This window comes from Paraburkholderia polaris (assembly GCF_012927345.1).
In the GTDB taxonomy this organism is placed as follows: Bacteria; Pseudomonadota; Gammaproteobacteria; order Burkholderiales; family Burkholderiaceae; genus Paraburkholderia; species Paraburkholderia polaris.
Map to the genome: position 1 here is coordinate 50,480 of NZ_JABBGJ010000008.1, position 23,311 is coordinate 73,790.

Consider the following 23,311-nt stretch of genomic DNA (forward strand, 5'->3'; position numbering starts at 1 on the left):
CGGTTCGTTTCGCTTCTTGAGGCGCAGTGAGCGAACGCTCGTTGCGCGAACAATTGCTCTGTTAGTGATCGAATGATCGGATACGGACCGGATCATGTCAAGGCGCTCGACCAGATTTCGATGGTGCAGCGCGGCAGGACCGCCGCGCACCCTCTGCCTGCCCCGATCGGCGCTAATACGAGAAATCGAAGGCGGCCAATCTGCTTTCTGCTCAAGCCAATGACAAAAATTTGAGATACGTTATATCATTGCGACCTCACTTCGCTTTGGGCTGGCGGCCTGCCCGCAGCACCGCTGGCGCAGGGTACGGAGGCGGCGTGAAGGCCCCCATGACCGCCAAAGCGCGCCACTTCTAAGGTTTGTAGTTCATTCAACTCTCACGCGGCAGGAAGCAACGATGAAGAAATTCGGCTCGATGTTGAACGGAGCGCGCACTGCGCTGAAGCTGTCGAAGACCGTGGCCATGGGCGCGACGGCCGCTGCGGTTTTCACGCTCAGCCATGGCGCGTTTGCCGCGGATGCGAAAATCCCGGTGGTGGCAGCGGAGAACTTTTACGGTGACGTCGTGCAGCAACTGGGTGGCGACCGCGTCGACGTAACGAGCATCCTCAGCAATCCGGATCAGGATCCGCATCTGTTCGAAGCCAGCCCGAAGACGGCGCGCGCCTTGCAGCATGCGAGCCTTGTGGTCTACAACGGCGCCGATTACGATCCGTGGATGGCGAAACTGCTGGGCGCATCGAAGAGCGCGACGCGCACCACGATCGTCGCCGCGGATCTCGTCGGCAAGAAAGGCGGCGACAACCCGCACCTCTGGTACGACCCGCAGACCATGCCGAAAGTGGCGCGCGCGGTGAGTGAAGCGCTCGTCGCGGCTGACCCGGCGCACAAGTCGGCGTACGATGCGAACCTCGCGAAGTTTCTCGATTCGCTGAAACCGATCGACGCCAAAGTCGCCGATCTGCATGGCCGCTACGCCGGCGTGCCGGTGACGGCGACCGAGCCGGTGTTCGGCTATATGTCGGACGCGGTCGGCCTGTCGATGCGCAATCTGCGCTTCCAGCTGGCGACGATGAACGACACTGAAGCAAGCGCGGCCGATATCGCCGCGTTCGAACGCGATCTGCGCGAAAAGCGCGTGGGCGTTCTGATCTATAACAGCCAGGCAACCGAGGCCCTGACCAAACGCATGTTGAAGCTCGCGCAGCAATCGAAGGTGCCGACCATGAGCGTCACCGAAACCGAACCGGCCGGCAAGACCTATCAGACGTGGATGCTGACGCAGCTCGACGCGCTCTCCACGGCGCTGGCCGCGGGCGATGCGAGCGGAGCGAATGCGGCGGCGACAACCGCCAAAGGAAAAACCCCATGACCGAAACTGGCCGCAGCACGCCAGCTAATGCATCAACCAGCGCATCAAGCAGCGGACGCGCCAATGCGCCCGTGCTCGAACTCGAGCACGTGACGCTCGAACTCGGCGGCCGCACGATTCTGCGTGACACCGGCTTCGTGGTGAATCAGGGCGAATTCATCGGCGTGCTCGGGCCGAACGGCGCGGGCAAAACCACGCTGATGCGCGCCGTGCTGGGCCTCGTGCCGGCCGCGAGCGGTGCGATCCGCGTGCTGGGGCAGCCGGTCGAGCGCGGCAACGCGTCGATCGGCTATATGCCGCAGACGCGCAGTGCGTTAGCCGGGCGCCGCGTGCGCGGCCGCGATTTCGTCGCGATGGCTGCCGACGGACACCGCTGGGGCCTGCCCCATGCGGACAGCAAGACCCGCGCGGATGTCGAGCGGGTGCTGGATCTGGTGGGCGGCCGCCAGCTGGCCGAGCGGCCGTTATCGGAACTGTCGGGCGGCGAGCGTCAGCGTCTGCTGCTCGCACAATGCCTGCTTGGCAACCCCAAGCTGCTGCTACTCGATGAACCGCTGATCAGTCTCGATCCGCATCATCAGAAGAGCGTGGTCGAACTGGTGCGGCGTGTGCAGCAGGAAGTCGGCATTGCCGTGCTGTTCTCAGCGCATGAACTGAATCCGCTTCTGCACGCGCTCGATCGCGTGCTGTATCTCGGCAGCGGCGTCGCCGCGCTCGGCACCGTCGATGAAGTCATTACGAGGCCGGTGCTGTCCCGTCTCTATGGCTCGCCGATCGACGTGATGCGCGTGAACGGCCGCATCTTCGTGATGTCGGGCGACGTCGAAGTCGAAAAACACGATCACGAGCACGAACACGACGAGAACGGCGGCCATAGCCACTCGCACTCGCATTCGCACGACCATGGCCACGCACACGGCCACTCACACCAGCACGACTCACGCGACGGACACACGCACGATGTTTGAATACGATTTCATGGTGAACGCGTTCGCGGCGTCGGGGATCGTCGCGGTGCTGGCAGGGATAGTTGGCTATTTTCTGGTGATGCGCGGGCAGACCTTCGCGGGCCACGCGCTCTCGCACGTCGGCTTCACCGGCGCGACCGGCGCGGTGCTGATCGGCATCTCGCCGATCTGGGGGATGATCGGCTTCACGCTTGCGGCAGGCGTCGGCATGGGCGCGCTCGGCGAGCGGCTCGCCGGACGCGATGTAGCGATCGGCGTGATCCTGTCGCTGTCGCTTGGCTTCGGCTTGCTGTTCCTGCATTTCTTCACCGCGTACGCGACCCAGGTTACCGCGCTGCTGTTCGGCAACGTGCTCGGCGTGAATGCGTCGACGCTCGGCGTGCTGGCGGCATTGGGCGTCATCAGTTTGCTGGCGCTTGCGGCGATCATGCGGCCGTTGCTGTTTGCTTCGTTGCAACCGGAATTGGCCGAAGCGAAGGGCGTGTCGTTGCGTCTGGTGTCGGTGCTGTTTCTGGCGATTGCCGCGCTCGCCGTGGCGGCGTGCACGCAGATCGTCGGCGTGCTGCTCGTGTTCACGCTGATGGTCGGGCCGGCCGCCGCCGCGCAAAACGTGACGACGCGGCTCTCGACCGGGCTCGTGCTCGCGGCTGTGTTTGCGCTGGTGCAGGCGTGGCTCGGTCTGACACTGGCGTTCTATACCGATTGGCCGACGAGCTTCTGGATAACTGTGCTGTCGGCGGTGGTGTACGGCGGGAGTTTGTTGAGGCGGCGTTGAGCCACGCTTAGCGGCCAAGGCGTTGGCGTTGCCAGCGCTGGCCCTCGGCGCCTTAGCGGCATTGAGCGGCCTCCGCAGCGTTCAGCCGCACTGCCCAAACCGAGCGGTAACGGCGGCACGCCTGCATGCCACCGCTGTCGTTCCAGGCAATCTCTACTTCAAAGCAGCACCCTCGCGTGATGCGTGAGATGATCTTCGATGAACGTCGAGATGAAGTAATAGCCGTGGTCGTAGCCGGCATGACGACGCAACGTCAGCGGCTGTCCCGCGGCCTTGCAAGCGGCTTCGAACACATCCGGGTTCAGCTGCTCGGCGAGGAACTGATCCGCCAGCCCCTGATCGACCAGAATCCCCTCAGCGAACTTACGCGGTGCATGGGCGACCAGTTCGCTCGAATCGTACTGCCTCCACGCCTCACGGTCTTCGCCCAGATACCCGCTGAACGCCTTCACGCCCCACGGGCACTGTGAGGGCGCGGCGATCGGCGCGAACGCCGACACCGAGCGATAGATCTCCGGGTTGCGCAGCGCCAGCATCAACGCGCCATGACCGCCCATCGAATGCCCGAAGATACCGAGACGCGCACCGTCCACCGGCAGATTCGCGAGCACCGTTTCGCGCAGTTCATCGCGCACATACGAGTACATCCGATAGCGCGTCGCCCACGGCTGCTGCGTCGCGTTGACGTAAAAGCCCGCACCCACGCCGAAGTCCCACGCCGCGCTTTCGCCCGGCACGCCCGCACCGCGCGGACTGGTATCCGGCGCGATCAGGGCAATGCCGTGCTGTGCCGCGAAGCGCTGCGCGCCCGCCTTGACCGGAAAGGTTTCTTCCGTGCAGGTCAGACCCGCGAGATAGAACAGCGCGGGCACATTCGCGTTGGCCTGCAAAGCCTGCGGCGGCAGATACACCGAGAAGCGCATCGGCAGACCGACGGTCTGCGAGTCGTGCCGGTAGATCCGCTGCTCGCCGCCATGGCAGGCATGCGACGACAAAAGTTCAAGCATCGACATGCTCCTTTTTGTGCCGGGTCAGTGACGCATTAGGGACGCGTTAGTGACGGATTAGTGCCGCGTTAGTACAGCACGACGGAGCGGATCGACTCGCCCTTCTTCATCAGATCGAAGCCTTCGTTGATGCGCTCGAGCGGCAGACGATGCGTGATCAGGTCGTCGATATTGATCTTGCCTTCCATGTACCAGTCGACGATCTTCGGTACGTCGGTGCGGCCACGCGCGCCGCCGAATGCCGAGCCCTTCCACTCGCGGCCCGTCACCAGCTGGAACGGACGTGTACTGATTTCCTCGCCCGCCGCCGCCACGCCGATGATGAACGACTGCCCCCAGCCCTTGTGCGTGCACTCCAACGCCTGACGCATCACCTTGGTGTTGCCGATGCATTCGAACGAGTAGTCAGCGCCACCATCGGTCAACTGCACGATATGGTCGACGACGTTCTCGACTTCATTCGGATTGATGAAGTGGGTCATGCCGAACTTCTTCGCCAATTCGACGCGGCCCGGGTTCAGGTCGACGCCGATGATCTTGTCCGCGCCGACCATCTTCGCGCCCTGGATCACGTTCAGACCGATACCGCCGAGACCGAACACCACCACGTTCGCGCCCGCTTCGACCTTCGCCGAATACACGACAGCACCGACACCCGTCGTTACGCCGCAGCCGATGTAGCAGATCTTGTCGAACGGCGCGTCTTCACGCACCTTCGCCACCGCGATTTCCGGCACGACGATGTAGTTCGAAAACGTGGACGTGCCCATGTAGTGAAACAGCGGCTTGCCGTCCAGCGAGAAACGCGACGTGGCATCGGGCATCAGGCCTTTGCCCTGCGTCGAACGGATTGCCTGGCAAAGATTAGTCTTGCGCGACAGACAGAATTTGCACTGACGACATTCCGGCGTATACAGAGGAATGACGTGATCGCCCTTCTTCAACGTACCGACGCCCGGCCCCACATCGACGATCACACCCGCGCCTTCGTGACCGAGAATCGCCGGGAAGATGCCTTCGGGGTCCGCGCCTGAGAGCGTGTAGTAGTCGGTGTGGCAGATGCCCGTCGCTTTCACTTCAATCAGGACTTCACCCGCACGCGGCCCTTCCAGGTCGACTTCTTCGATCGTCAACGGGGCGCCGGCTTTCCATGCGATTGCTGCTTTGGTTTTCATCGTGAATGCTCCTGTGAGTCTGTGAATGCCTGGCCCGTCGCGGTGAGATATCGCGCGGCGTGCCGCTGTTGCGGTTCGCGGTTCGCGGTTCCGCAGTTAATTCGTGTGCCGGACCGGGGACGGACAGTGTCGTTGCCGCCCGGCATCGATCGCCGGCCTATACCTTAGCGTGCGAAAGCCGTCATGGTATTGCAAAGTCCGTCGAGGCATTGTCTGTAGCTGACATCGCGCTGCTCAGCGAAGTGGGGTTTCGCCGAACCACGATTCGACGCGGCCATACAGATCAAGAAAGCGCGCATAACGTTCGGCGAGCACCGCGTCGCCTTGCGGCCCTGCAACACGTGTCGCGCCCGGCGCGAGCGCGGCGAGGTCGCTCGCGTGCCAATGCCCACTCGCCAGGCCGCCGAGGATGGCCGCGCCACGCGGCGCCGCGTTTGGACAATCCACGGCATAAAGCTCGACGTTTAAGGCGTCGGCAAGCAACTGCCGCCAGCGCGCATCGACGGAACCGCCGCCCGCAAGTTTCAAGGTCGTCACCGTCGCACCGCTCGCGCGGATGGCGTCGAGCCCGGCACGCAGCGAGAACGCGACGCCTTCGAAGGCGGCACGCATCATCGTGCCGCGCGTGTGGTCGAGCGCGAGGCCGAGCCAGCCGCCCCTCGCGGCCGGATTGAGCCAAGGGGTGCGCTCGCCGGTAAGGTAGGGCAAAAAAGTCAGGCCCGCTGCGGCGCTTGAGATAGCACCTGTTGCATCACAAGGCGCACCACCATAGGCGTTGCCTCGGGCGCCGTCTGGGGCCTTGCTGGATGGATCGCCGACCGCAGCGCTCGACGCACCGCCGGACGCATCACCGAAGGCGTCACGATATGCATCTGCCCATTCATATGACAGCCAGCCGCGCACGCGTTCGAGCGCCACGCCGACGTTTTGCATCGCCGCCATCCGATACCAGTGATCACTCGCGGCTCGATAGCGATGCAGGCCTTTTACCGCTTGTGGTGCGTGCTCGGCGAGGACGACGATTTGCCCTCCGGTGCCGGTGGTGAGCAACGCGTCGCCGTCACTTGCAAGACCGCTGCCGAGCGCGGCACATGGTGTATCGGCGGCACCGATCGCGAGCACGATGCCGGCGCGTAGACCCAGTTCCTGCGCCGCTTTCTGCGACAAAATGCCACCTGCCGCATAGGAAGGCGCAAGTGGCGCAAACCATTCATGGGGTAATTCGAGCCGATCGAGCAGCGCCAGATCCCACACGCCCGCGTGATCGGCAAGCGCGGTCGCGCAGGCGTCGGAAGGATCGGTTGCGACCGCGCCGCCCAGCGCGACGCGCAGCCAATCTTTCGGTTGCAGCGCCCAACGCGTTTTGCGCGCGGACTGCGGTTCGTTCTGCACGATCCAACTCAGCAAAGGACCCGCCATACCGGGCGCAACCGGATTCGACTGCGGCTCGGGCCACCGATCGAGCAAACCCAATGCGCGCGTGTCGGGCCAGAGCATCGCGGGTCGCACGGCTTCGCCATCGGCGTCGACCAGAACAACACCGTGCATCTGTCCGGAGAAGCCGATTGCCTGCACCTCCTGGCGCAAATCTTCCGGCAAACGCGCCGCCGCTTCGCAAAGCGCGCGCCACCAGGTTTGCACCGAGATTTCGGCCCATCCGGGATGCGGCGTTTCGAGTGCATACGCGACGCTCGCCGCCGCCAGTTCACAGCCGCTTTCGTCGACGATTGCTACTTTAAGTGAGCCGGTGCCGAGGTCGATGCCAAGAAAACTCATGGGCGATAGAACGTCAATTTGAGCTTGGAGATAAGCACGCGAAAGGTGCCAGGAACGGCGTATTTTCCGTCACCGTTGCGCGGCTTCGGAAGCGCGCCCGAATACACGCTGAAAACCCGGAATCGCGGGTTAACCCCGCCACGCCGCGAGTCGCACCAAAACAGCACTATGCGTCGAGCGAGATACACCTCATTGATTCTCACACATATCTCGTTAAGACGGGCGCGCGCGGGGCATGAGCCCCCATCACCGCTGCATAGGGCTTACGGCCGATTTGTGCGATGCGCACATTTCTTTTGGCTTTCAAATGGGCCTTATGCATATCGTCACCGGGAATGCCGGAATAGGCCCCAGTGGTCTTGTTGCACTTTATCGTTCCGCATACCTTGGAGCCATCCCAAAACGAGATGGTGGAGAGAGACAAAATGCAATCGAACACGGTTCACCCGTGCGACGAGCGACTGCCCGCGGGCCAGTTGCTTACGCTCGGCATTCAGCACGTTTTGGTGATGTACGCAGGCGCAGTTGCGGTGCCGCTCATCATTGGCGCCGCGTTGAAATTGCCGAAAGACCAGATCGCGTTCCTGATCAGCGCCGATCTGTTTTCCTGTGGCATCGCTACGCTGATTCAGACGCTGGGTCTGTGGATCTTCGGCATCCGTCTGCCGGTCATCATGGGCTGCACATTTGCGGCTGTCGGCCCGATGGTCGCGATCGGCACCAATCCATCGCTCGGTATTCTCGACATCTTCGGCTCGACGATCGCGGCCGGTGTCATCGGCATCCTTCTCGCGCCGATGGTCGGCAAGCTGCTGCGCTTTTTCCCGCCGGTGGTGATCGGCGTGGTGATCTCGGTGATCGGTCTGTCGCTGATGGAAGTGGGCATCAACTGGGCAGCCGGCGGCGTGGGTAATCCTGACTACGGCAATCCGGTTTATCTTGGTCTGTCGCTGATGGTGCTGATGCTGATTCTGCTCATCAACAAGTTCGCCAAGGGCTTCCTCGCCAATATCTCGGTGCTGCTGGGCATCGTCGCCGGTTTCGTGATCGCGCTGGCGCTCGGCCGCGTGAACATGGACGGCATCACGCACGCACCGTGGGTGGGCATCGTGATGCCGTTCCACTTCGGCCTGCCGCATTTCGATCCGCTCGCGATCGCGACGATGGTCACCGTGATGTTCGTCACCTTCATCGAATCGACCGGCATGTTCCTCGCGGTCGGCGACATGGTGGATCGTCCGGTCGATCAGAAGACGCTGGTGCGCGGTCTGCGCGTCGACGGTCTGGGCACGTTGATCGGCGGCATCTTCAACTCGTTTCCGCATACCTCGTTCTCGCAGAACGTCGGCCTGATCGGCGTGACGGGTGTGAAGAGCCGCTTTGTCTGCGCGATGGGCGGCGTGATCCTGGTGCTGCTGGGCCTGTTCCCGAAGATGGCGCAAGTGGTGGCTTCAGTGCCGGCCTTCGTGCTCGGCGGTGCGGGCATCGTGATGTTCGGCATGGTCGCGGCAAACGGCATCAAGGTGCTGGCCAAGGTCGACTTCGTGAAGAACCACCACAACCTGTTCATTGTCGCGGTAAGTATCGGGATGGGTCTGGTGCCCGTGGTGTCGCCGCAATTTTTCTCGAAGCTGCCGCCGGCGCTGTCGCCGCTGTTGCATAGCGGGATCTTGCTGGCGTCGGTGTCGGCGGTGCTGCTGAACCTGATCTTCAACGGTGTGAAGAGCGAGAAGAAGGCGAAGTGCGAAATCCGTAAGGCCGGACATGATTTCGATGGACGCGGCGGCAATGAACCGAAGGGCGGCGACGAGCTGCTGCGTGCGGCTGATGTGCACTGAGCATCTGATGCAACCCGCACGGCGCTACAGAGGTCGCGCTGAGCGCGGGCGCTGAGTTGAGTTGAGTCGAAGTGAGGTGAGCACTAACAAAAAAGCCACGGCATGCCGTGGCTTTTTTTATTGCCGGCTGCGCGGGACGGCTTCCCTGAAACCGAAAACCGCCCTGCGCGCCTACTACTGCGAGACTACAAGAGACTCAACCCGCGGTCGCTGCCGAAGCCGCCACCGGTGCACTCGCCGCACCGTAGTCGACCGGCGCATCGGCCGGACGCGGCTGCTCGCCAGCCCGCTGGATCCAGCCGCCGCCCAGGGCCTGGTACAAATCGACCAGGTTCTGAAGACGCTGCATGCGCGCGGTGATCAACGACTGCTGCGACGAGTACAGATCGGTCTGCGCGGTCAACACCAACAGATAGCTGTCGACGCCGCTCGTATAACGCAAATTCGACAGATCCAGTCGACGCTGCTCAGCAAAGGTATTGCGCTCCAGCGCCTGGATCTGCTGATCGTACGTGCCGCGTGCCGCCAGTCCGTCCGCCACTTCGCGGAAGGCCGTCTGGATCGTCTTTTCATACGTCGCGATCTGGATCTTCTTCTGGATGTTGGCGAGATCGAGGTTGGCAATGTTCTGACCACCTTCGAAGATCGGCAGCGTGATCGACGGCGCAAAGCTCCACGCCGCCGAACCCGGCTTGAACAAGCCACCGAGCGACGGGCTCAGCGTACCGAAGCTGCCTGTCAGCGAGACCTTCGGGAAGAACGCCGCACGTGCCGCACCGATGTTCGCGTTGGCCGCCAGCAGATTCTGTTCGGCCTCCATGATGTCCGGACGACGCGTGAGCAGATCGGACGGCAAACCCGCCGGAATATCCGTGAGGAGATTCTGGTCGTTCAGCGTCAGACCCGGCGGCAAATCGGCAGGCAACGGCTCGCCGATCAACAGCACCAGCGCGTTCTCACCCTGAGCCCGCAGACGTGCTTGCGCCTGCAGGTTCGCATTGGCCTGTTCGACCACGGTTTGCGATTGCCGCAAGTCGAGTTCCGAACCCGTGCCGTTGTCGAATTGCAGCTTGGCGATTCGATACGACTCCTGCGACGTCTTCAGCGTGTTCTGCGTCACCGTCAGCAGATCGTCGAGCTCGAGCACCGTCAGGTACTGATCCGCGACTTGCGACACCAGCAAGATTTCCGCCGCCTTGCGAGCCTGGGCAGTGGCCAGGTACTGTGCCAATGCCTGGTCCTTCAGGCTTTGAATACGCCCGAAGAAGTCGATTTCCCACGAAGCGTTCAGACCGACCGAATATGAGTCGGAAATCGTCTGGTTGAAGAACGACAGATCTTTCGGCGTACGTGATTTGGTTTGCGAAGCCGCGGCGTCGAGCGTCGGGAACAGCCCCGCACGAACGATGCGGTACTGGGCCGCCGACGCCTGCATATTCAGCACCGACACGCGCAGATCACGGTTGTTCTTCAGCGCGATCTCGATCAACCGCTGCATGCGCGGATCGACGAAGAAGTCACGCCAGCCGATATCGGCCGCAGCCTGGCCGCTGGCGGTACGCGCCGCAATCGACGTACCCGTTTCCCCCGGGCCCGGCTGGGTCGCGCCCGGCTGCGTGTCGTACACGCCGCCGGTCGGGAAGGTACTCGTCACGGGCTCAGCCGGACGCTGGTACTTCGGCGCCATCGTGCAACCCGCGGCGAACAGCGCAACCGCCACTGCAATCAAAGAGTGTTTTTGCATCTCAATGTCCGTCCTTGCCCGAGCCTTCATCAGTCGACCCGCCACCTTGGCCGTCATGCGGATGGTGCTGGTTGTAGTGTGCGAGCGCCTCATCGGGGTCTTCCTTCTCACCGCCGAACTTCGCGCGGATCACGACGAAGAACATCGGGATCATGAAAATCGCGAGGAAGGTCGCCGTCAACATCCCGCCGATCACGCCGGTACCGATTGCGTGCTGGCTGGCCGAACCCGCGCCGTTACTGATCGCGAGCGGCATCACGCCGAGAATGAACGCGAGCGAGGTCATCAGAATCGGACGCAACCGCAGACGCGCGGCTTCTAGCGCGGCCTCGACCGGGCCCATCCCTTCACCCTGCTGCAGCTCGCGGGCGAATTCCACGATCAGAATCGCGTTCTTCGCCGACAACCCCACCGTGGTCAACAGACCCACCTGGAAGAACACGTCGTTCTCGAGTCCGCGCAGCGTAGCGGCCAGCAGTGCTCCGATCACGCCGAGCGGCACCACCATGATCACCGAGAACGGGATCGACCAGCTTTCATACAGCGCCGCGAGACAGAGGAACACGACGAGGATCGAGATGCCGTACAGAATCGGCGCCTGCGAACCGGACTGGCGTTCCTGCAACGACAAGCCCGTCCATTCGTAGCCGATACCCGCCGGCAGCTTCGCCACGAGCGCTTCCATGGCCGTCATCGCCTGACCGGTCGACTTGCCCGGTGCAGCCGCGCCCTGGATTTCCACCGCGGAAATACCGTTGTAGCGTTCGAGCTTCGGCGAACCGTAGGTCCACGTGCCGCTGGCGAACGACGAGAACGGCACCATGCCGCCGGCCGTATTGCGCACGTACCAGGCGTTCAGGTCTTCCGGGGTCATCCGGAACGGTGCGTCGCCTTGCAGATACACCTTCTTGATCCGGCCGTCGGTATCGAGGAAGTTGTTCACGTACTGCGACGCCCATGCGATTGAGAACGTCTGGTCGATCGCCGACAGCGACACGCCGAGCGCGGAAGCCTTCTCGTGATCGATGTTCACCGTGAACTGCGGCGTATCGTTCAGGCCGTTCGGACGCACCTGAGCCAGCGTCGGATCTTTCGCCGCCATGCCCAGCAACATATTGCGTGCCTGCATCAGCTTTTCGTGACCGATACCCGCGCGATCCTGCAGTTCGAAGTCGAAGCCCGCGGCCGTGCCGAGTTCAGGAATCGACGGCGGATTCACCGGATACACCAGCGCGTTTTTGTAGCTCGAGAAGTGCATGAAGAGTCGGCCAACCAGCGCCTGCACCTTCTGATCCGAATGCTGACGCTCTGCGTAGTCCTTCATCCGCACGAACACAAGACCCGCGTTCTGGCCGCGGCCGGCGAAGCTGAAGCCGTTCACCGTGAAAGTCGATTCGACAATGCCCTTCTCGGTGTTGAGCAGATAGTCGGAAACGTCCTTCAGCGCGCGCGCCGTGGTTTCCTGCGTCGAGCCGGACGGCGTTTGCACCAGCACGAACATCGTGCCCTGGTCTTCGTCAGGCAGGAACGACTTCGGCAACTTCACGAACAGCAGGCCGACCGCGAAGATCACTACCATATAGATGATCAGCCAACGGCCCGAGCGCTTGATCACGTGGTGAACGCCCGAGTGATACTTGTCGCGGCTCGTTTCGAAAGTCCGGTTGAACCAGCCGAAGAAGCCCTTCTTGACTTCGTGATGACCCTTCGGAATCGGCTTGAGGATCGTCGCGCACAGCGCCGGCGTCAGAATCAACGCGACCAGCACGGACAGCACCATGGCCGCCACGATCGTCAGCGAGAACTGCCGGTAAATTGCGCCGACCGAACCGCCCGAGAACGCCACCGGCACAAACACCGCCGACAGCACGAGCGCCACGCCGACCAGCGCGCCGGTAATCTGGTCCATCGCCTTGCGGGTGGCGTCTCGAGGCGACAAGCCCTCCTCCGCCATCACCCGCTCGACGTTTTCCACCACCACGATCGCATCGTCCACCAGCAAGCCGATCGCCAGCACGAGCCCGAACATGGACAGCGTGTTGATCGAGAAGCCCACCAGACCCATGATCGCGAACGTGCCCAACAGCACCACCGGCACGGCGATCGTCGGGATCAACGTGGCGCGCAGGTTCTGCAGGAACAGGTACATGACCAGGAACACCAGCACGATACCTTCGAGCAGCGTCTTGACCACTTCTTCGATCGACAGGCGCACGAACGGCGTGGTGTCGTACGGATATTGCACGACCAGACCATGCGGGAAGTACTTCGACAGTTCGGCGACCTTCGCGCGCACCGCCTTCGCGGTGGCCAGCGCGTTCGCACCGGTGGCGAGCTGAATACCGAAGCCTGCCGTCGGCGCACCGTTGTACTTGGTGTCGAAGTTGTAGTTTTCGCCACCGAGCTCGATACGGGCCACGTCCTTGATACGGACTTGCGAACCGTCCGGATTCACCTTCAGCAGCACGTTACCGAACTGTTCAGGCGTATTGAGCAGTGTGGCTTCCGTGATGGTTGCCTGCAGCACCTGGCCCGGCACCGACGGCGTGCCGCCGAGCGAACCGCCCGCGACCTGCACGTTCTGGTTCGTCAGCGCGGTCTGCACATCCACCGGCGTCAGGCCGAAGTTGGTCAGCTTGTTCGCATCCAGCCAGATCCGCATCGCGTACTGTGAGCCGAACAGCGTCACCGTACCCACACCGTCGATCCGGCTGACCGGATCCTCGATGTTCGACGCGACATAGTTCGCCAGATCGTACTTGTTCATGCTGCCGTCTTCAGACACGAACGCCATCACCAGCAAGAAGCTGCTGCTCGACTTCGTGACCTTGGTGCCCAACTGCTGCACGGCTTGCGGCAACAGCGGCGTGGCGAGCTGCAGCTTGTTCTGCACCTGCACCTGCGCAATGTCAGGATTGGTGCCGGCTGCAAACGTCAGCGTAATGGTTGCCGTACCCGAGTCGTCCGAAGTGGACGACAGATACAGCAAGTGGTCGAGACCACTCATCTGCTGCTCGATCACCTGCGTGACGGTGTTTTCCACCGTCTTCGCCGATGCGCCCGGGTACGTTGCACTGATCTGCACGGCCGGCGGCGCAATGGTCGGGTATTGCGCGATCGGCAACGTAAAGACCGACGCGATACCCGCGAGCATCAGAATAATGGCGATCACCCATGCAAAAATTGGGCGATCGATAAAGAACTTTGCCATGTGGCGGGCTCCCTGTTATTACGCGCCCGATGCAGCAGAAGCGGGTTGCGCCGTCTGCGTAGCACCGCTGGCGGCCGGCGCACCCTGAGCGGATGCGTCGGAAGCGGGTGTGGCGGGAAGTTGCGCGGCAACGGCCTTGACCTGCTGCCCCGGATGCGCCTTGTCGGTGCCTTGGACAATCACGCGGTCGCCGGCCTTCAGGCCGCTTTCGACCACCCAGTTCGGACCGTACGTGCCGGCCGTGACGAGCTGACGCAGCGCGACCTTGTTGTCGTCGCCGACCACCAGCGCGGTCGGCTGACCCTTCTGGTCATGCGTGATGCCGACTTGCGGCACGACGAGCGCGTTGTCGTTGACGCCTTCCTCGATCCTCGCGCGCACGAACATACCCGGCAGCAGCACCTTGTCCGCGTTCTTGAAGATCGCGCGAACCGTCACCGAGCCAGTGCTCTGGTCGACCGTCACGTCGGTGAACTGCAGCTTGCCCTTTTCCGAATAGGTACGGCCGTCTTCGAGAATCAGCGAGACCTTGGCGGCGTCCGGGCCGCTCGTCTTCAGGCGTCCTTCCTGCACTTCGCGGCGCAACTTCAGACCGTCGAGACTGGATTGCGTCAGATCCACGTAGACCGGGTCGAGTTGCTGAACCGTTGCCAGCAGCGTCGCGGCGCTCGCCTGCACATACGCGCCCGGCGTGACTTGCGACACGCCGATCTGGCCGGTCACCGGGGAGGTCACGTCGGTGTAGCCGAGGTTGATCTGCGCCGTGTCGACCGCTGCCTTGCCCGCGGCGACGTCAGCCACTGCCTGGCCTTCCGAGGCCACCGCGTTGTCGTAGTCTTGCTTGCTAACCGCATTCGCAGCGACGAGCACCTTGTAGCGATTAGCCTGCGCGGTGACGGACGCGAGGTTGGCCTGGGCCTTCGCCAGCGTTGCCTTCGCGTTGTTCAACGTCGCGATGTAAGGCGCCGGATCGATCTTGTACAGACGCTGACCGGCCTTGACCTCGCCGCCTTCCGTGAATTCGCGGCGCAGCACGATGCCGTCGACCCGTGCACGCACTTGCGCGACGAGGAAGGCACTGGTGCGGCCCGGCAATTCGGTGACGACGGGCACAGCCGTCGGCTGGACGGTGACGACGCCAACTTCGGGCGTTTGTTGCGGCGGGGCAGATTGTTTTGGTCCGCACGCTGCCAGCAATACGGCAGCCGTCGCGGCACTAATTAAGCGGAATGGAACCCGTTCGACGCGCATGGAGCGACCTCTGTCTAAGACTGAGAATGAAAAAGTGCGCGCATCCCTACCCCGGGGACGACAGCGCACACATGCGTCTTGCGACGCGTGACCGGAAGCCCGTGGATGCAAACCGCACCTGCAGAGGCATCCTGAGCGAAATGCGCCATACCGGGGAAATGCCGCACGGCGCCGCCCGTCGGGGCACGGCGCAATAGCGTTTTGAAAGGCAACAGTGACGGATATTAACCGGTCGTCACGGCTTGGGCTATCCGATCGTGGGATGCTATTATATATACATCCATGAATGCATGTAAAAGTGCGTTTACTTCTTTGCAGGCAGGGGGCCTGCAAGATCGCTTCGCAAATGGCTCAACAGCAGAGAGATTGTCATCGAGCGTACTTAAAAGCGCCCGGGAAAACCCCACAATCAGGGCAGGTCACATCGATATGGTCAGAAGAACCAAAGAAGAGGCGCAGGAGACGCGCAACAGCATTCTCGACGCGGCCGAAAGGGTTTTCTTCGAGAAGGGCGTTTCGCGCACGTCGCTCGCCGACATCGCGCAAGCGGCCGGCGTCACGCGTGGCGCCATCTATTGGCATTTCGCGCACAAAAGCGATCTGTTTACCGAAATGTTCGACCGCGTGCTGTTGCCGCTGGACGAGCTCAAGGCCGCCTCGCAAGACCCCAATGAACCCGATCCGCTCGGGCGCCTGCTGGAAATCTGCACGGTCTGCCTGCGCGACACCGCCAACGACCCGCGCCGCCGGCGGGTGTTCGACATCCTCTTTCTGAAGTGCGAGTTGGTCGAAGAGATGGGTCCGGTGATGATCCGCTATCAGACGAATATGCGCGAAGGGCTGAAGAAGATCGAGGGCGGTCTGCGCAATGCGATCTCCAAAGGGCAATTGCCGGCCGACCTCGACACCAGAATCGCGGCGGCGATGGTGCATGCGTTCGTCAGCGGCTCGCTGCGCGACATGCTGTTTTTGCCGGAGGCGACCGATTTCGGCAAGCACGCCGAGCAGATGGTCGAAGGGATCTTCGATGCGCTGCGGCTGAGCCCGGCGTTGCGCAAGGGGAAGGCGGTGGGGCTATAGACGGTCGGTCAGCTACCTGAATAGTCAGGGCTGCCACGAAACAGCGGGCGGGTGCGCATTCGCGCAACCCGCCCGCTTTTGTTTACGCGTGCCGGCTTGGGCAACCTCGTTTTGCCGTCCGCCTTATGCAGCCGCCCGGCGCGCCCGCGCCTTCTGATTCGACGTGTAGATATTGCCGCGCTCGAGCGTCTCCCCGCCCTGCACCGCCGTGATCCACTGCTCCGTACTCGCCACTGCCGCGAAGTTCGACTGTAAGACCACGCTGAAGACCCGGTGAATCTCCTGCGCGCTCGCAAAGCCCGCGCTGTTCTCATAGGGCAGCGAGCCGGTTGCGTCGTGCAGAAATTCGACGGCAAACCCCGCATGCCACGCGTGGTTGATCGTCGACGCGTCGCAGTTGTGCGTCATGTAACCGACGACCGTCAGCGTGTCGATCTGCTGCACGGCCAGCCAGTCCGCGAGATCAGTGCCGGTAAAGGCGCTCGCCAGCGACTTCTCAATATAGTGATCGCGTGCCCGCGCGCCCACCAACGGATGCAGCTCGGCGCCTTCGCTGCCACGCGCGAACACCGGCGAGCCGGCCGACGAGAAATGTTGCACCACCACCACCGGCACGCCGGCGGCGCGCGCCGCGTCCATCGCGCGGCCGATGTTCGCCAGCGAGGTTTGCACATTCGGGTATTCGATCGGCAGATCGCCAGTCACGTATTCGTTCTGCACGTCAATAACGATCAGCGCACGGCGCGGTGTAGTCATGGCAAAACTCCTGTCAGATAAGGCTCGCGCTGCGTGGCCCGGAGTGGGCGCTGCACGGGCAGCGGCGATGACTGCATTGTTGGCCTGCCGCCGCTTTCCCGATAGTGACCCGAATGACAAGATTCGCTAGAATCGGGCCATCGTTGAATTTCCCTGGGCGACTGCAACCAATGGCCACACCCACCTCCTCCATCGCGGAGCGCGGCGACACACCCCGCCACGTCGTCGCGGTGGTTGCGTTCGACCACATCAGTCCGTTCCATCTTTCGGTGCCGTGCGCAGTCTTCGCCGAGGACCGCAGCGGCGGCGGCTTGCCCGATTTCGACTTCCGCGTCTGCGCCGCCGAGCCAGGCGCGCTGACCACCACCGCCGGTTTCTCGATCGCCGTCACGCATGGACTCGAGGCACTCGCCGACGCGCACACGATCATCGTGCCGAGCTGGCGCGATCCGGACGAGACGCCGCCCGCCGCGCTGCTCGACGCGCTGCGCGCCGCCCATGCCCGCGGTGCCCAGTTGGTGGGGTTATGTCTGGGCGCGTTCGTACTGGCCGCCGCCGGCATCCTCGACGAGCGGCCGGCCTCCACCCACTGGGCGTGGGCAGATGACTTCGCGCGGCGCTATCCGCGCGTGCGGCTCGATCCCGACGTGCTCTACGTCGACGACGGCAACGTGATGACCTCGGCCGGCACCGCCGCAGGCCTCGACTGCTGCCTGCACGTGCTGCGCAAGATGTGCGGCGCGCAAGCGGCGAACTATGTCGCGCGCCGGCTGGTCGTGCCGCCGCATCGGCAGGGTGGCCAGGCGCAATACATTCAGCAACCGGTGGCGCCGAACGTGCGCGGAGACCGCCTGTCCTGTTTGCTCGATTGGGTGAGAGGGAATCTGGATGCGCCGCATACGCTCGACACGCTCGCCGAGCGCGCGTTGATGAGCCGCCGCACTTTTACGCGACGCTTCCGGCTCGCCACCGGCACGACCGTCGGCGCATGGTTGTTGGCGCAGCGGCTCGCCCGCGCGCAGCAACTGCTGGAAAGCTCGGATGAGTCCGTGGAGACGATCGCGGGGATTGCCGGTTTCGGCTCGACAGCCTCGCTACGCCAACATTTCGCAGAGGCGTTCCGAACCTCGCCGTCTGCGTGGAGGCGGGAGTTTCGCGGCGTGTGAGCGCGGGTGGGACCGGCAAAAGCGGATCAAGCGTTCAGCGGCCGCAAACGCCGTGTGGCCGACGGCGTTTCGTAGTAGCCCCCCAGGATTTCGTAGTCGCGCTGGCACGACAGCGGTGCGTCAAGCTAAGCCGTCACTGCTCGCTAATCCAACGCGCCACATACAACAGCAGCGCCACCAGAAAAATCATCACCGCCCACGCCCAGTTCGGAACCGCATGCGGACTGGACTCGTGATGCGAGACCCCATGCGACACGCCGTGGGGTACCCCATGCGACGCGCTCGCCGCCCGCCCGGTCAGCGCATTGCCATGATCCGTGCGGGTCCGTCGAGCGATGCCGCCAAGCGTGATCGGCCGCAAAAAGACGTGTTGCCGCCGCGTCGCCGAACCACGCGCGCGGTTCGGCCCTTGCCCATGCTTGGCGCGAACGACTGCGCCGAACTCGTCGAAAAAATCGTCGGCCAGTTGATGCAGCGCGTTTTCGAGCTGGCGCGTGGGCAGTTCGGCGAGTGGCCCGGACGAGGTCGCCCAGATCGTGTAATCGATCCGCGTGCCCCGTTCCCTGCCGATGCCATGCGAGCCATCGTCTGCGCGCAACCTCACTTCGATCTGTCCGCGCAACGAACCAATGCCCTCGGCTCGCGCCTTGAAATTGATGGTGCGGCGCTGCGCGTCCGCCGGTCCGGAATCCTGACCGGCTATATGGGCCCGGGCTTCATAACGCGCGCGCAACGGCCCAAGCGGCACGGTCATGGTGAGCGCGTATTCGCCATCGCCAAGCCGAGTGAACGACTCGCAATTGTCGAGGCTGGCACGCAACAAGGCGAGGTCCTGCAACGCGTCCCAAACGTCGGACGGTGCAAGCGGAATCCGTAACGCGTCGTTCAGTTCCATGACAGCCTCCCCGATGAACGCGCGACAGCCGGTCAGGACGTCTGATCGATGCGGTCGACGCGCGATGCGTAAAACGCGAGATACCCTTTTATTAGTGCCGCCGGCTCGAGCGGCGTCTCATAGCTCCAGACGGCGTTTTCGATCAGACCGTCTTCGGTGCGCAGATGGAAGTAGGAAGCCTCGCCCTTGAAGGGGCAGTGCGAAGTATGCGTCGAGCGCTCCAGGCGCGCCATGTTCACGTCGCCACGCGGGAAATAGAACACGTCCGCCAGACCGGTTTCTGTGAGCGTCAGGCCTGACTGGGTGTCGGCCATGGTCACGCCGCCATGAATCACACGCACCCGATGGTTGTTGCCGCTGATCGCAATGGTGTGCCCGCCCGAGCTCGCGCCGGGGCTTCCGTGGGGTGTCAAGGCATCGCTCATGTCTCGGCTCCGTCGTGTTGTGCAACTCGTATGCGATCGTGCAAACAGTAAAGCCACGGGGCGCACCCGTGGCTTCATTATCGGCCAAACTCCAGCCGATTGCGCGACCTTCCTGAATGCCGCCGGTGCGTCTCGCCCGGCGCCGCTCAGGAAGGTGTGACGCTTATTGTGTATTCCAGTAGAACGCCGCCTTGGCCGTGCCCTTCGCCGGGATGGTCACCGGCCTGGTCTGGTCGCTATCCTTGTATTGCGCATGCACGGTGTAGCGGCCGGGGCGCAGCTTGACCAGCATATACGGTCCGCGCGAGGTGGCGGTCAGCACATCGCCGTCGTGCGCATCGACGATTCGCACGCGGACGTCGGCGAGAAAATCGGAGCCGGGGCCCGTGAAGCGCAGCGACAGCGGCCACTGGCTTTGTGCCTGCTGCAGTGCTTTCGATTCGTCGAGACCGACGCCGCCCGATACGAATGAGACGTCGCCCTTATGCTGGATTTGCGGCAGGCCGCCGCCATTGGCATTGCCCGCACTGCTGTCGTCGGTGGTCGTGCCACCCGTTACGTCACTCGCCTGCGCATATGCGCCACCCGCCAGACCGAGCGTGAGCGCTGCGCATACCGCGGCGGCTACGATCCTTCGCTGATTGCGTTGGGTTTTCATCGGTTCGCTCCTTCTTAAGGTCCTTGTCGTCCGGCGCCCTCGATGGGTCCGGATCAAGGAAGACGCAACCTGCGTGCCAAGCATCGGCTTGCGTCGTCTGGAAACCGCTGCTGCGCCACGCCACGAGGCGCAGAGCGCCCTTCTTCACGGCTTTTGAATGGGTAAAAAAATGCCGGTCCGTCAGCAGTAAGTACAAGGACCGGCAAGCGTTACTTCAATGCGTTCAGTTTCGGTTAGCCGAGATCGACCGGCACGAAGATCTGCGCGTTATCGCGCTGGATCAGCAATGCGATGCTGTTGCCCGCGCTGGCGATCATCTGCTTCAACTGATCGACGCTCGTGACCGGCCGGCCATTGACCGCCAGGATCACGTCGCCCGGCTGGATACCGGCGCTTTCAGCCGCGCCTCCCGATTGCTGCACCAGCAGACCATGCGACACCGACGCGCCGCTCTTCTCTTCCGGCGTCAGCGGCCGCACCGCCACACCGAGACGGCCTTGCAACTGGGTCGGTTGATCGGCCTTGTCCGAGGCAACCTTCGCATCCGACAACGAACCGATTGTCACCTTCAGGTCCTTGGTGGCCTTGTCGCGCCACACCTGCACGGTGGCCGAACTGCCCGGCGCCAGACTGGCGACTTGCGAAGGCAAGTCCGACGAGTCGCTGACCGGTTCACCATTCACCGACAGAATCACGTCGCCCGGCTGCAATCCACCCTTGGCGGCCGGGCCGCCCGGATCGACCGAGCTAACGAGAGCGCCCTGCGGCTTCTGCATGCCGAACGAATCGGCCAGCGTCTGATTCATGCCCTGCACCGCAACGCCGAGACGTCCGCGGCTCACATGGCCGGTTTTGACGATGTCGTCCTTGACCTTGATCGCTTCGTTGATCGGGATCGCGAACGAAAGGCCCTGGAAGCCGCCCGTCTGCGAATAGATCATCGAGTTGATGCCGATCACTTCGCCTTGCAGATTGAACAGCGGGCCGCCCGAATTACCCGGGTTCACCGGCACGTCGGTCTGGATGAACGGCGTGTAGTTTTCGTTCGGCAGCGAGCGCGACTTCGCGCTGATGATGCCCGAGGTCACCGTGTTGTCGAAACCGTAAGGCGAGCCGATCGCGACCACCCACTGGCCGACCTTGCTCTGCCGCGGATCGCCGATCTTCACGGTCGGCAGATTGCTCGCGTCGATCTTCAGCACGGCGACGTCGGACTGCTTGTCGGCACCGACCACTTTCGCCCTGAATTCACGCTTGTCGGTGAGCTTCACGGTGACGACGTTCGCGCCGTCCACCACGTGGGCATTGGTCAGGATGTAGCCGTCACTGCTGACGATGAATCCCGAGCCGAGGCTCGCGCTCGGCTGATCGGGCGCATCGCCGCCGTCGCCGCCTTGCATACCCGGCATGCCGCCGAAGAAGTGCTTGTAGAACTGATAGAAGGGATCACTCGGATCGATCGGCAACTGGTTGCCGCCGTTGGCGCCATTTCCGCCGTTGCCGCGCAATGCCGTCTGCTTGACCACATGCTTCGCGCTGATGTTGACGACGGCCGGGCCGTAGGTTTCGACCAGACCGGAGAAATCGGGGATGCCGGTCTTCGCAGCGGCTTCAGCAGGCATCATCGCGGCCTGCGCCGGCGTGATCACCTGCGGCGCGGGCACGTCGCGATGCCCCGCCACATAGCCGGCGGAGAGCGCCACGGCGACAGCCACTGCAACAGCGCTGCGGGACAAGGTTTTCGCGTTCATCGTGTACTCCTGACTGGGAGAAAGAGGCTCTGGAATGGGATGAAGCGTACGTGGCATCGCTTAAAAGAGTCTTAAGCAGCGCCAGATCGCTTCAAGCCAGTTTTTTAGGCGTTTTTAAGCCCCGTTTAAGCCACTTTAGGAACGGCGAGCCCCACATTCAGAAGCGCACTTCGACCTGCAAGCCACCTGCCGGAGATTCGTCGAGCCTCACAGCCGCATGATGCTGCGTAGCGATGCGGCGCACGATCGCGAGGCCGAGACCGCTGCCCGCCACGTCGGTGCGCGCGCGGTTCGCGCCAGCGCCAGCCCGGTAGAAGCGATCGAACACGCGGTCGCGTTCGGCCGGCTCGATGCCCGGCCCGCTGTCGGCAATCCGCACCACCGGATGCCCTTCTTCGACATGCAAACTGACGTCGACGCGGCCGCCTCGCGGCGTGTATTTGGTTGCGTTATCAACGAGGTTGTTGAACATGACGCGCAGCGCGTCCGCGTCGCCGGTCACCGTAGCAGGTTCGCTCGCCTCGATACCGAGATCGACACCGCGATTCTGCGCAAGCGGCGCGTACGCCACCACGCAGTCCTGCAGCAGCGCGCGCAGATCGATCGCGTTGGTGGCGGCGAAACCGTCCGGTTCCGATCGTGCGAGCGCCAGCAATTGTTCGGCAAGACGTGTGGCGCGCGTGACGCCCGCCTGCAGATCGGCCAGCGCTTCGCTACGCGCGGCGTCGTCTTTCGCGCGGGCCACCAGTTGCGACTGGATCTGCACGGCGGCGAGCGGCGTGCGCAATTCATGCGCGGCATCGGCGACGAATGCTTTCTGGATATCGAGCGCAGTGGCGAGCCGTTCAAGCAGGCCGTTCAACGCGCGCACGAGCGGCTGCACTTCGAGCGGCAGACGCTGATCGGGCAAAGGATCGAGCGCCTCGGGGTGACGCGCGTCGAGCGCGCTGGTCACGCGCCGCAACGGCCGCAGTCCGCGCCCGACGATCACCCACACCGCCACGCCCAATAGGGGCAGCAGAACGATCAACGGCCACAGGGTTCGCAACGCAACATTCGCCGCGAGCCGGTTACGCACCGAAACCGGCTGCGCCAGTTGCACGACGTTATCGCCGACAATCGCGCCATACACACGCCAATCGCCGCGATCCGTATGCTCGGTTGAAAAGCCGAGTTCGGCGCGCGGCGCGAGCGGCGCACGCGGTCGCGAGTAGTACATCAACACGCCGTTGCGATTCCAGATCTGCAGCACGATGCCTTCGTCGCCGGTGTCGCGCGAACCGAGCACCTGCGAGAACGGTTCCGACGGCAGTGCCGCGGCGATCTGCTCCAACTGGTAGTCGAACAGTTCGTTGGCTTCGGCAAGCGCTTGCCGGTAGATCAGCCAACCCGCAATACCGACGCCGAGCAGCACCAGCGCCAGCAGCCAGAACAACAATTGACGGCGAATCGAACGCATCGGC

General features: G+C 63.2%; 18 protein-coding genes. 6 read left to right on the plus strand and 12 right to left on the minus strand.

Annotation, left to right across the window (positions count from 1 at the left end; all coding sequences use genetic code 11):
• Positions 1 to 397: 397 nt before the first annotated feature.
• Genes HHL24_RS09055 through HHL24_RS09065 form a run of 3 tightly spaced genes read left to right on the plus strand, consistent with a single transcriptional unit; the run spans position 398 to position 3,115 of the window.
• Positions 398 to 1,372 carry a metal ABC transporter solute-binding protein gene (locus tag HHL24_RS09055; protein ID WP_169485180.1) on the plus strand — a complete coding sequence of 325 codons (975 nt, stop codon included), beginning with the start codon at positions 398 to 400 and terminating at the stop codon, positions 1,370 to 1,372.
• The gene (locus HHL24_RS09060; RefSeq protein WP_169485181.1) at positions 1,369 to 2,340 is read left to right on the plus strand and encodes an ABC transporter ATP-binding protein; all 972 of its coding nucleotides are present in this window, start codon (positions 1,369 to 1,371) and stop codon (positions 2,338 to 2,340) included. The genes HHL24_RS09055 and HHL24_RS09060 overlap by 4 nt, the downstream gene beginning before the upstream one ends.
• Positions 2,333 to 3,115 carry a metal ABC transporter permease gene (locus HHL24_RS09065; protein WP_169485182.1) on the plus strand — a complete coding sequence of 261 codons (783 nt, stop codon included), beginning with the start codon at positions 2,333 to 2,335 and terminating at the stop codon, positions 3,113 to 3,115. The genes HHL24_RS09060 and HHL24_RS09065 overlap by 8 nt, the downstream gene beginning before the upstream one ends.
• Before the next feature lie 158 nt (positions 3,116 to 3,273).
• Here the strand turns inward: HHL24_RS09065 and fghA are convergent, their stop codons facing one another.
• The 3 genes from fghA to HHL24_RS09080 all read right to left on the minus strand — a co-directional run bounded on the left by fghA (position 3,274) and on the right by HHL24_RS09080 (position 7,073).
• The gene (gene fghA / locus HHL24_RS09070; RefSeq protein ID WP_169485183.1) at positions 3,274 to 4,122 is read right to left on the minus strand and encodes an S-formylglutathione hydrolase; all 849 of its coding nucleotides are present in this window, start codon (positions 4,120 to 4,122) and stop codon (positions 3,274 to 3,276) included.
• Between the two features lie 68 nt (positions 4,123 to 4,190).
• Positions 4,191 to 5,297 carry an S-(hydroxymethyl)glutathione dehydrogenase/class III alcohol dehydrogenase gene (locus tag HHL24_RS09075; protein WP_028197996.1) on the minus strand — a complete coding sequence of 369 codons (1,107 nt, stop codon included), beginning with the start codon at positions 5,295 to 5,297 and terminating at the stop codon, positions 4,191 to 4,193.
• A gap of 234 nt (positions 5,298 to 5,531) precedes the next feature.
• The gene (locus HHL24_RS09080) at positions 5,532 to 7,073 is read right to left on the minus strand and encodes a xylulokinase (protein WP_169485184.1); all 1,542 of its coding nucleotides are present in this window, start codon (positions 7,071 to 7,073) and stop codon (positions 5,532 to 5,534) included.
• A 425-nt stretch (positions 7,074 to 7,498) separates the two neighbouring features.
• Here HHL24_RS09080 and HHL24_RS09085 point away from each other — a divergent pair, with 425 nt between their 5' ends.
• Entirely contained in the window at positions 7,499 to 8,911 is a 1,413-nt protein-coding gene (locus HHL24_RS09085) for a nucleobase:cation symporter-2 family protein (protein WP_169485185.1), read from the plus strand.
• A 196-nt stretch (positions 8,912 to 9,107) separates the two neighbouring features.
• Here HHL24_RS09085 and HHL24_RS09090 read toward each other — a convergent pair whose 3' ends face one another.
• The 3 genes from HHL24_RS09090 to HHL24_RS09100 are packed head-to-tail and all read right to left on the minus strand — an operon-like array spanning position 9,108 to position 15,117.
• Positions 9,108 to 10,655, minus strand: a complete 1,548-nt coding sequence (locus tag HHL24_RS09090; RefSeq protein ID WP_169485186.1) for an efflux transporter outer membrane subunit — start codon at positions 10,653 to 10,655, stop codon at positions 9,108 to 9,110.
• A gap of 1 nt (position 10,656) precedes the next feature.
• Positions 10,657 to 13,866, minus strand: coding sequence for an efflux RND transporter permease subunit (locus tag HHL24_RS09095; RefSeq protein ID WP_169485187.1), 3,210 nt, complete (start codon positions 13,864 to 13,866; stop codon positions 10,657 to 10,659).
• An 18-nt stretch (positions 13,867 to 13,884) separates the two neighbouring features.
• On the minus strand, positions 13,885 to 15,117 hold the full coding sequence (locus HHL24_RS09100; RefSeq protein ID WP_169485188.1) for an efflux RND transporter periplasmic adaptor subunit: 1,233 nt from the start codon (positions 15,115 to 15,117) through the stop codon (positions 13,885 to 13,887).
• Between the two features lie 429 nt (positions 15,118 to 15,546).
• Here HHL24_RS09100 and HHL24_RS09105 point away from each other — a divergent pair, with 429 nt between their 5' ends.
• The gene (locus HHL24_RS09105) at positions 15,547 to 16,197 is read left to right on the plus strand and encodes a TetR family transcriptional regulator (protein ID WP_169485303.1); all 651 of its coding nucleotides are present in this window, start codon (positions 15,547 to 15,549) and stop codon (positions 16,195 to 16,197) included.
• Between the two features lie 123 nt (positions 16,198 to 16,320).
• Here the strand turns inward: HHL24_RS09105 and HHL24_RS09110 are convergent, their stop codons facing one another.
• Positions 16,321 to 16,953 (minus strand): cysteine hydrolase family protein, encoded by a 633-nt coding sequence (locus HHL24_RS09110; RefSeq protein WP_169485189.1) that lies wholly within the window; start codon positions 16,951 to 16,953, stop codon positions 16,321 to 16,323.
• A 170-nt stretch (positions 16,954 to 17,123) separates the two neighbouring features.
• Here HHL24_RS09110 and HHL24_RS09115 point away from each other — a divergent pair, with 170 nt between their 5' ends.
• Entirely contained in the window at positions 17,124 to 18,119 is a 996-nt protein-coding gene (locus HHL24_RS09115; RefSeq protein WP_169485190.1) for a helix-turn-helix domain-containing protein, read from the plus strand.
• A 133-nt stretch (positions 18,120 to 18,252) separates the two neighbouring features.
• Here the strand turns inward: HHL24_RS09115 and HHL24_RS09120 are convergent, their stop codons facing one another.
• The 5 genes from HHL24_RS09120 to HHL24_RS09140 all read right to left on the minus strand — a co-directional run bounded on the left by HHL24_RS09120 (position 18,253) and on the right by HHL24_RS09140 (position 23,307).
• Positions 18,253 to 19,014 (minus strand): CoxG family protein, encoded by a 762-nt coding sequence (locus tag HHL24_RS09120; protein WP_169485191.1) that lies wholly within the window; start codon positions 19,012 to 19,014, stop codon positions 18,253 to 18,255.
• A gap of 32 nt (positions 19,015 to 19,046) precedes the next feature.
• On the minus strand, positions 19,047 to 19,439 hold the full coding sequence (locus tag HHL24_RS09125; RefSeq protein ID WP_169485192.1) for a DUF427 domain-containing protein: 393 nt from the start codon (positions 19,437 to 19,439) through the stop codon (positions 19,047 to 19,049).
• Positions 19,440 to 19,602: 163 nt separating this feature from the next.
• Positions 19,603 to 20,097, minus strand: a complete 495-nt coding sequence (locus HHL24_RS09130) for a carboxypeptidase regulatory-like domain-containing protein (protein ID WP_169485193.1) — start codon at positions 20,095 to 20,097, stop codon at positions 19,603 to 19,605.
• A 233-nt stretch (positions 20,098 to 20,330) separates the two neighbouring features.
• Positions 20,331 to 21,848: a DegQ family serine endoprotease gene (locus HHL24_RS09135; RefSeq protein ID WP_169485194.1), complete on the minus strand. Its 1,518-nt coding sequence runs from the start codon at positions 21,846 to 21,848 to the stop codon at positions 20,331 to 20,333.
• Positions 21,849 to 22,005: 157 nt separating this feature from the next.
• On the minus strand, positions 22,006 to 23,307 hold the full coding sequence (locus tag HHL24_RS09140; protein WP_169485195.1) for an ATP-binding protein: 1,302 nt from the start codon (positions 23,305 to 23,307) through the stop codon (positions 22,006 to 22,008).
• Positions 23,308 to 23,311 lie beyond the last annotated feature (4 nt).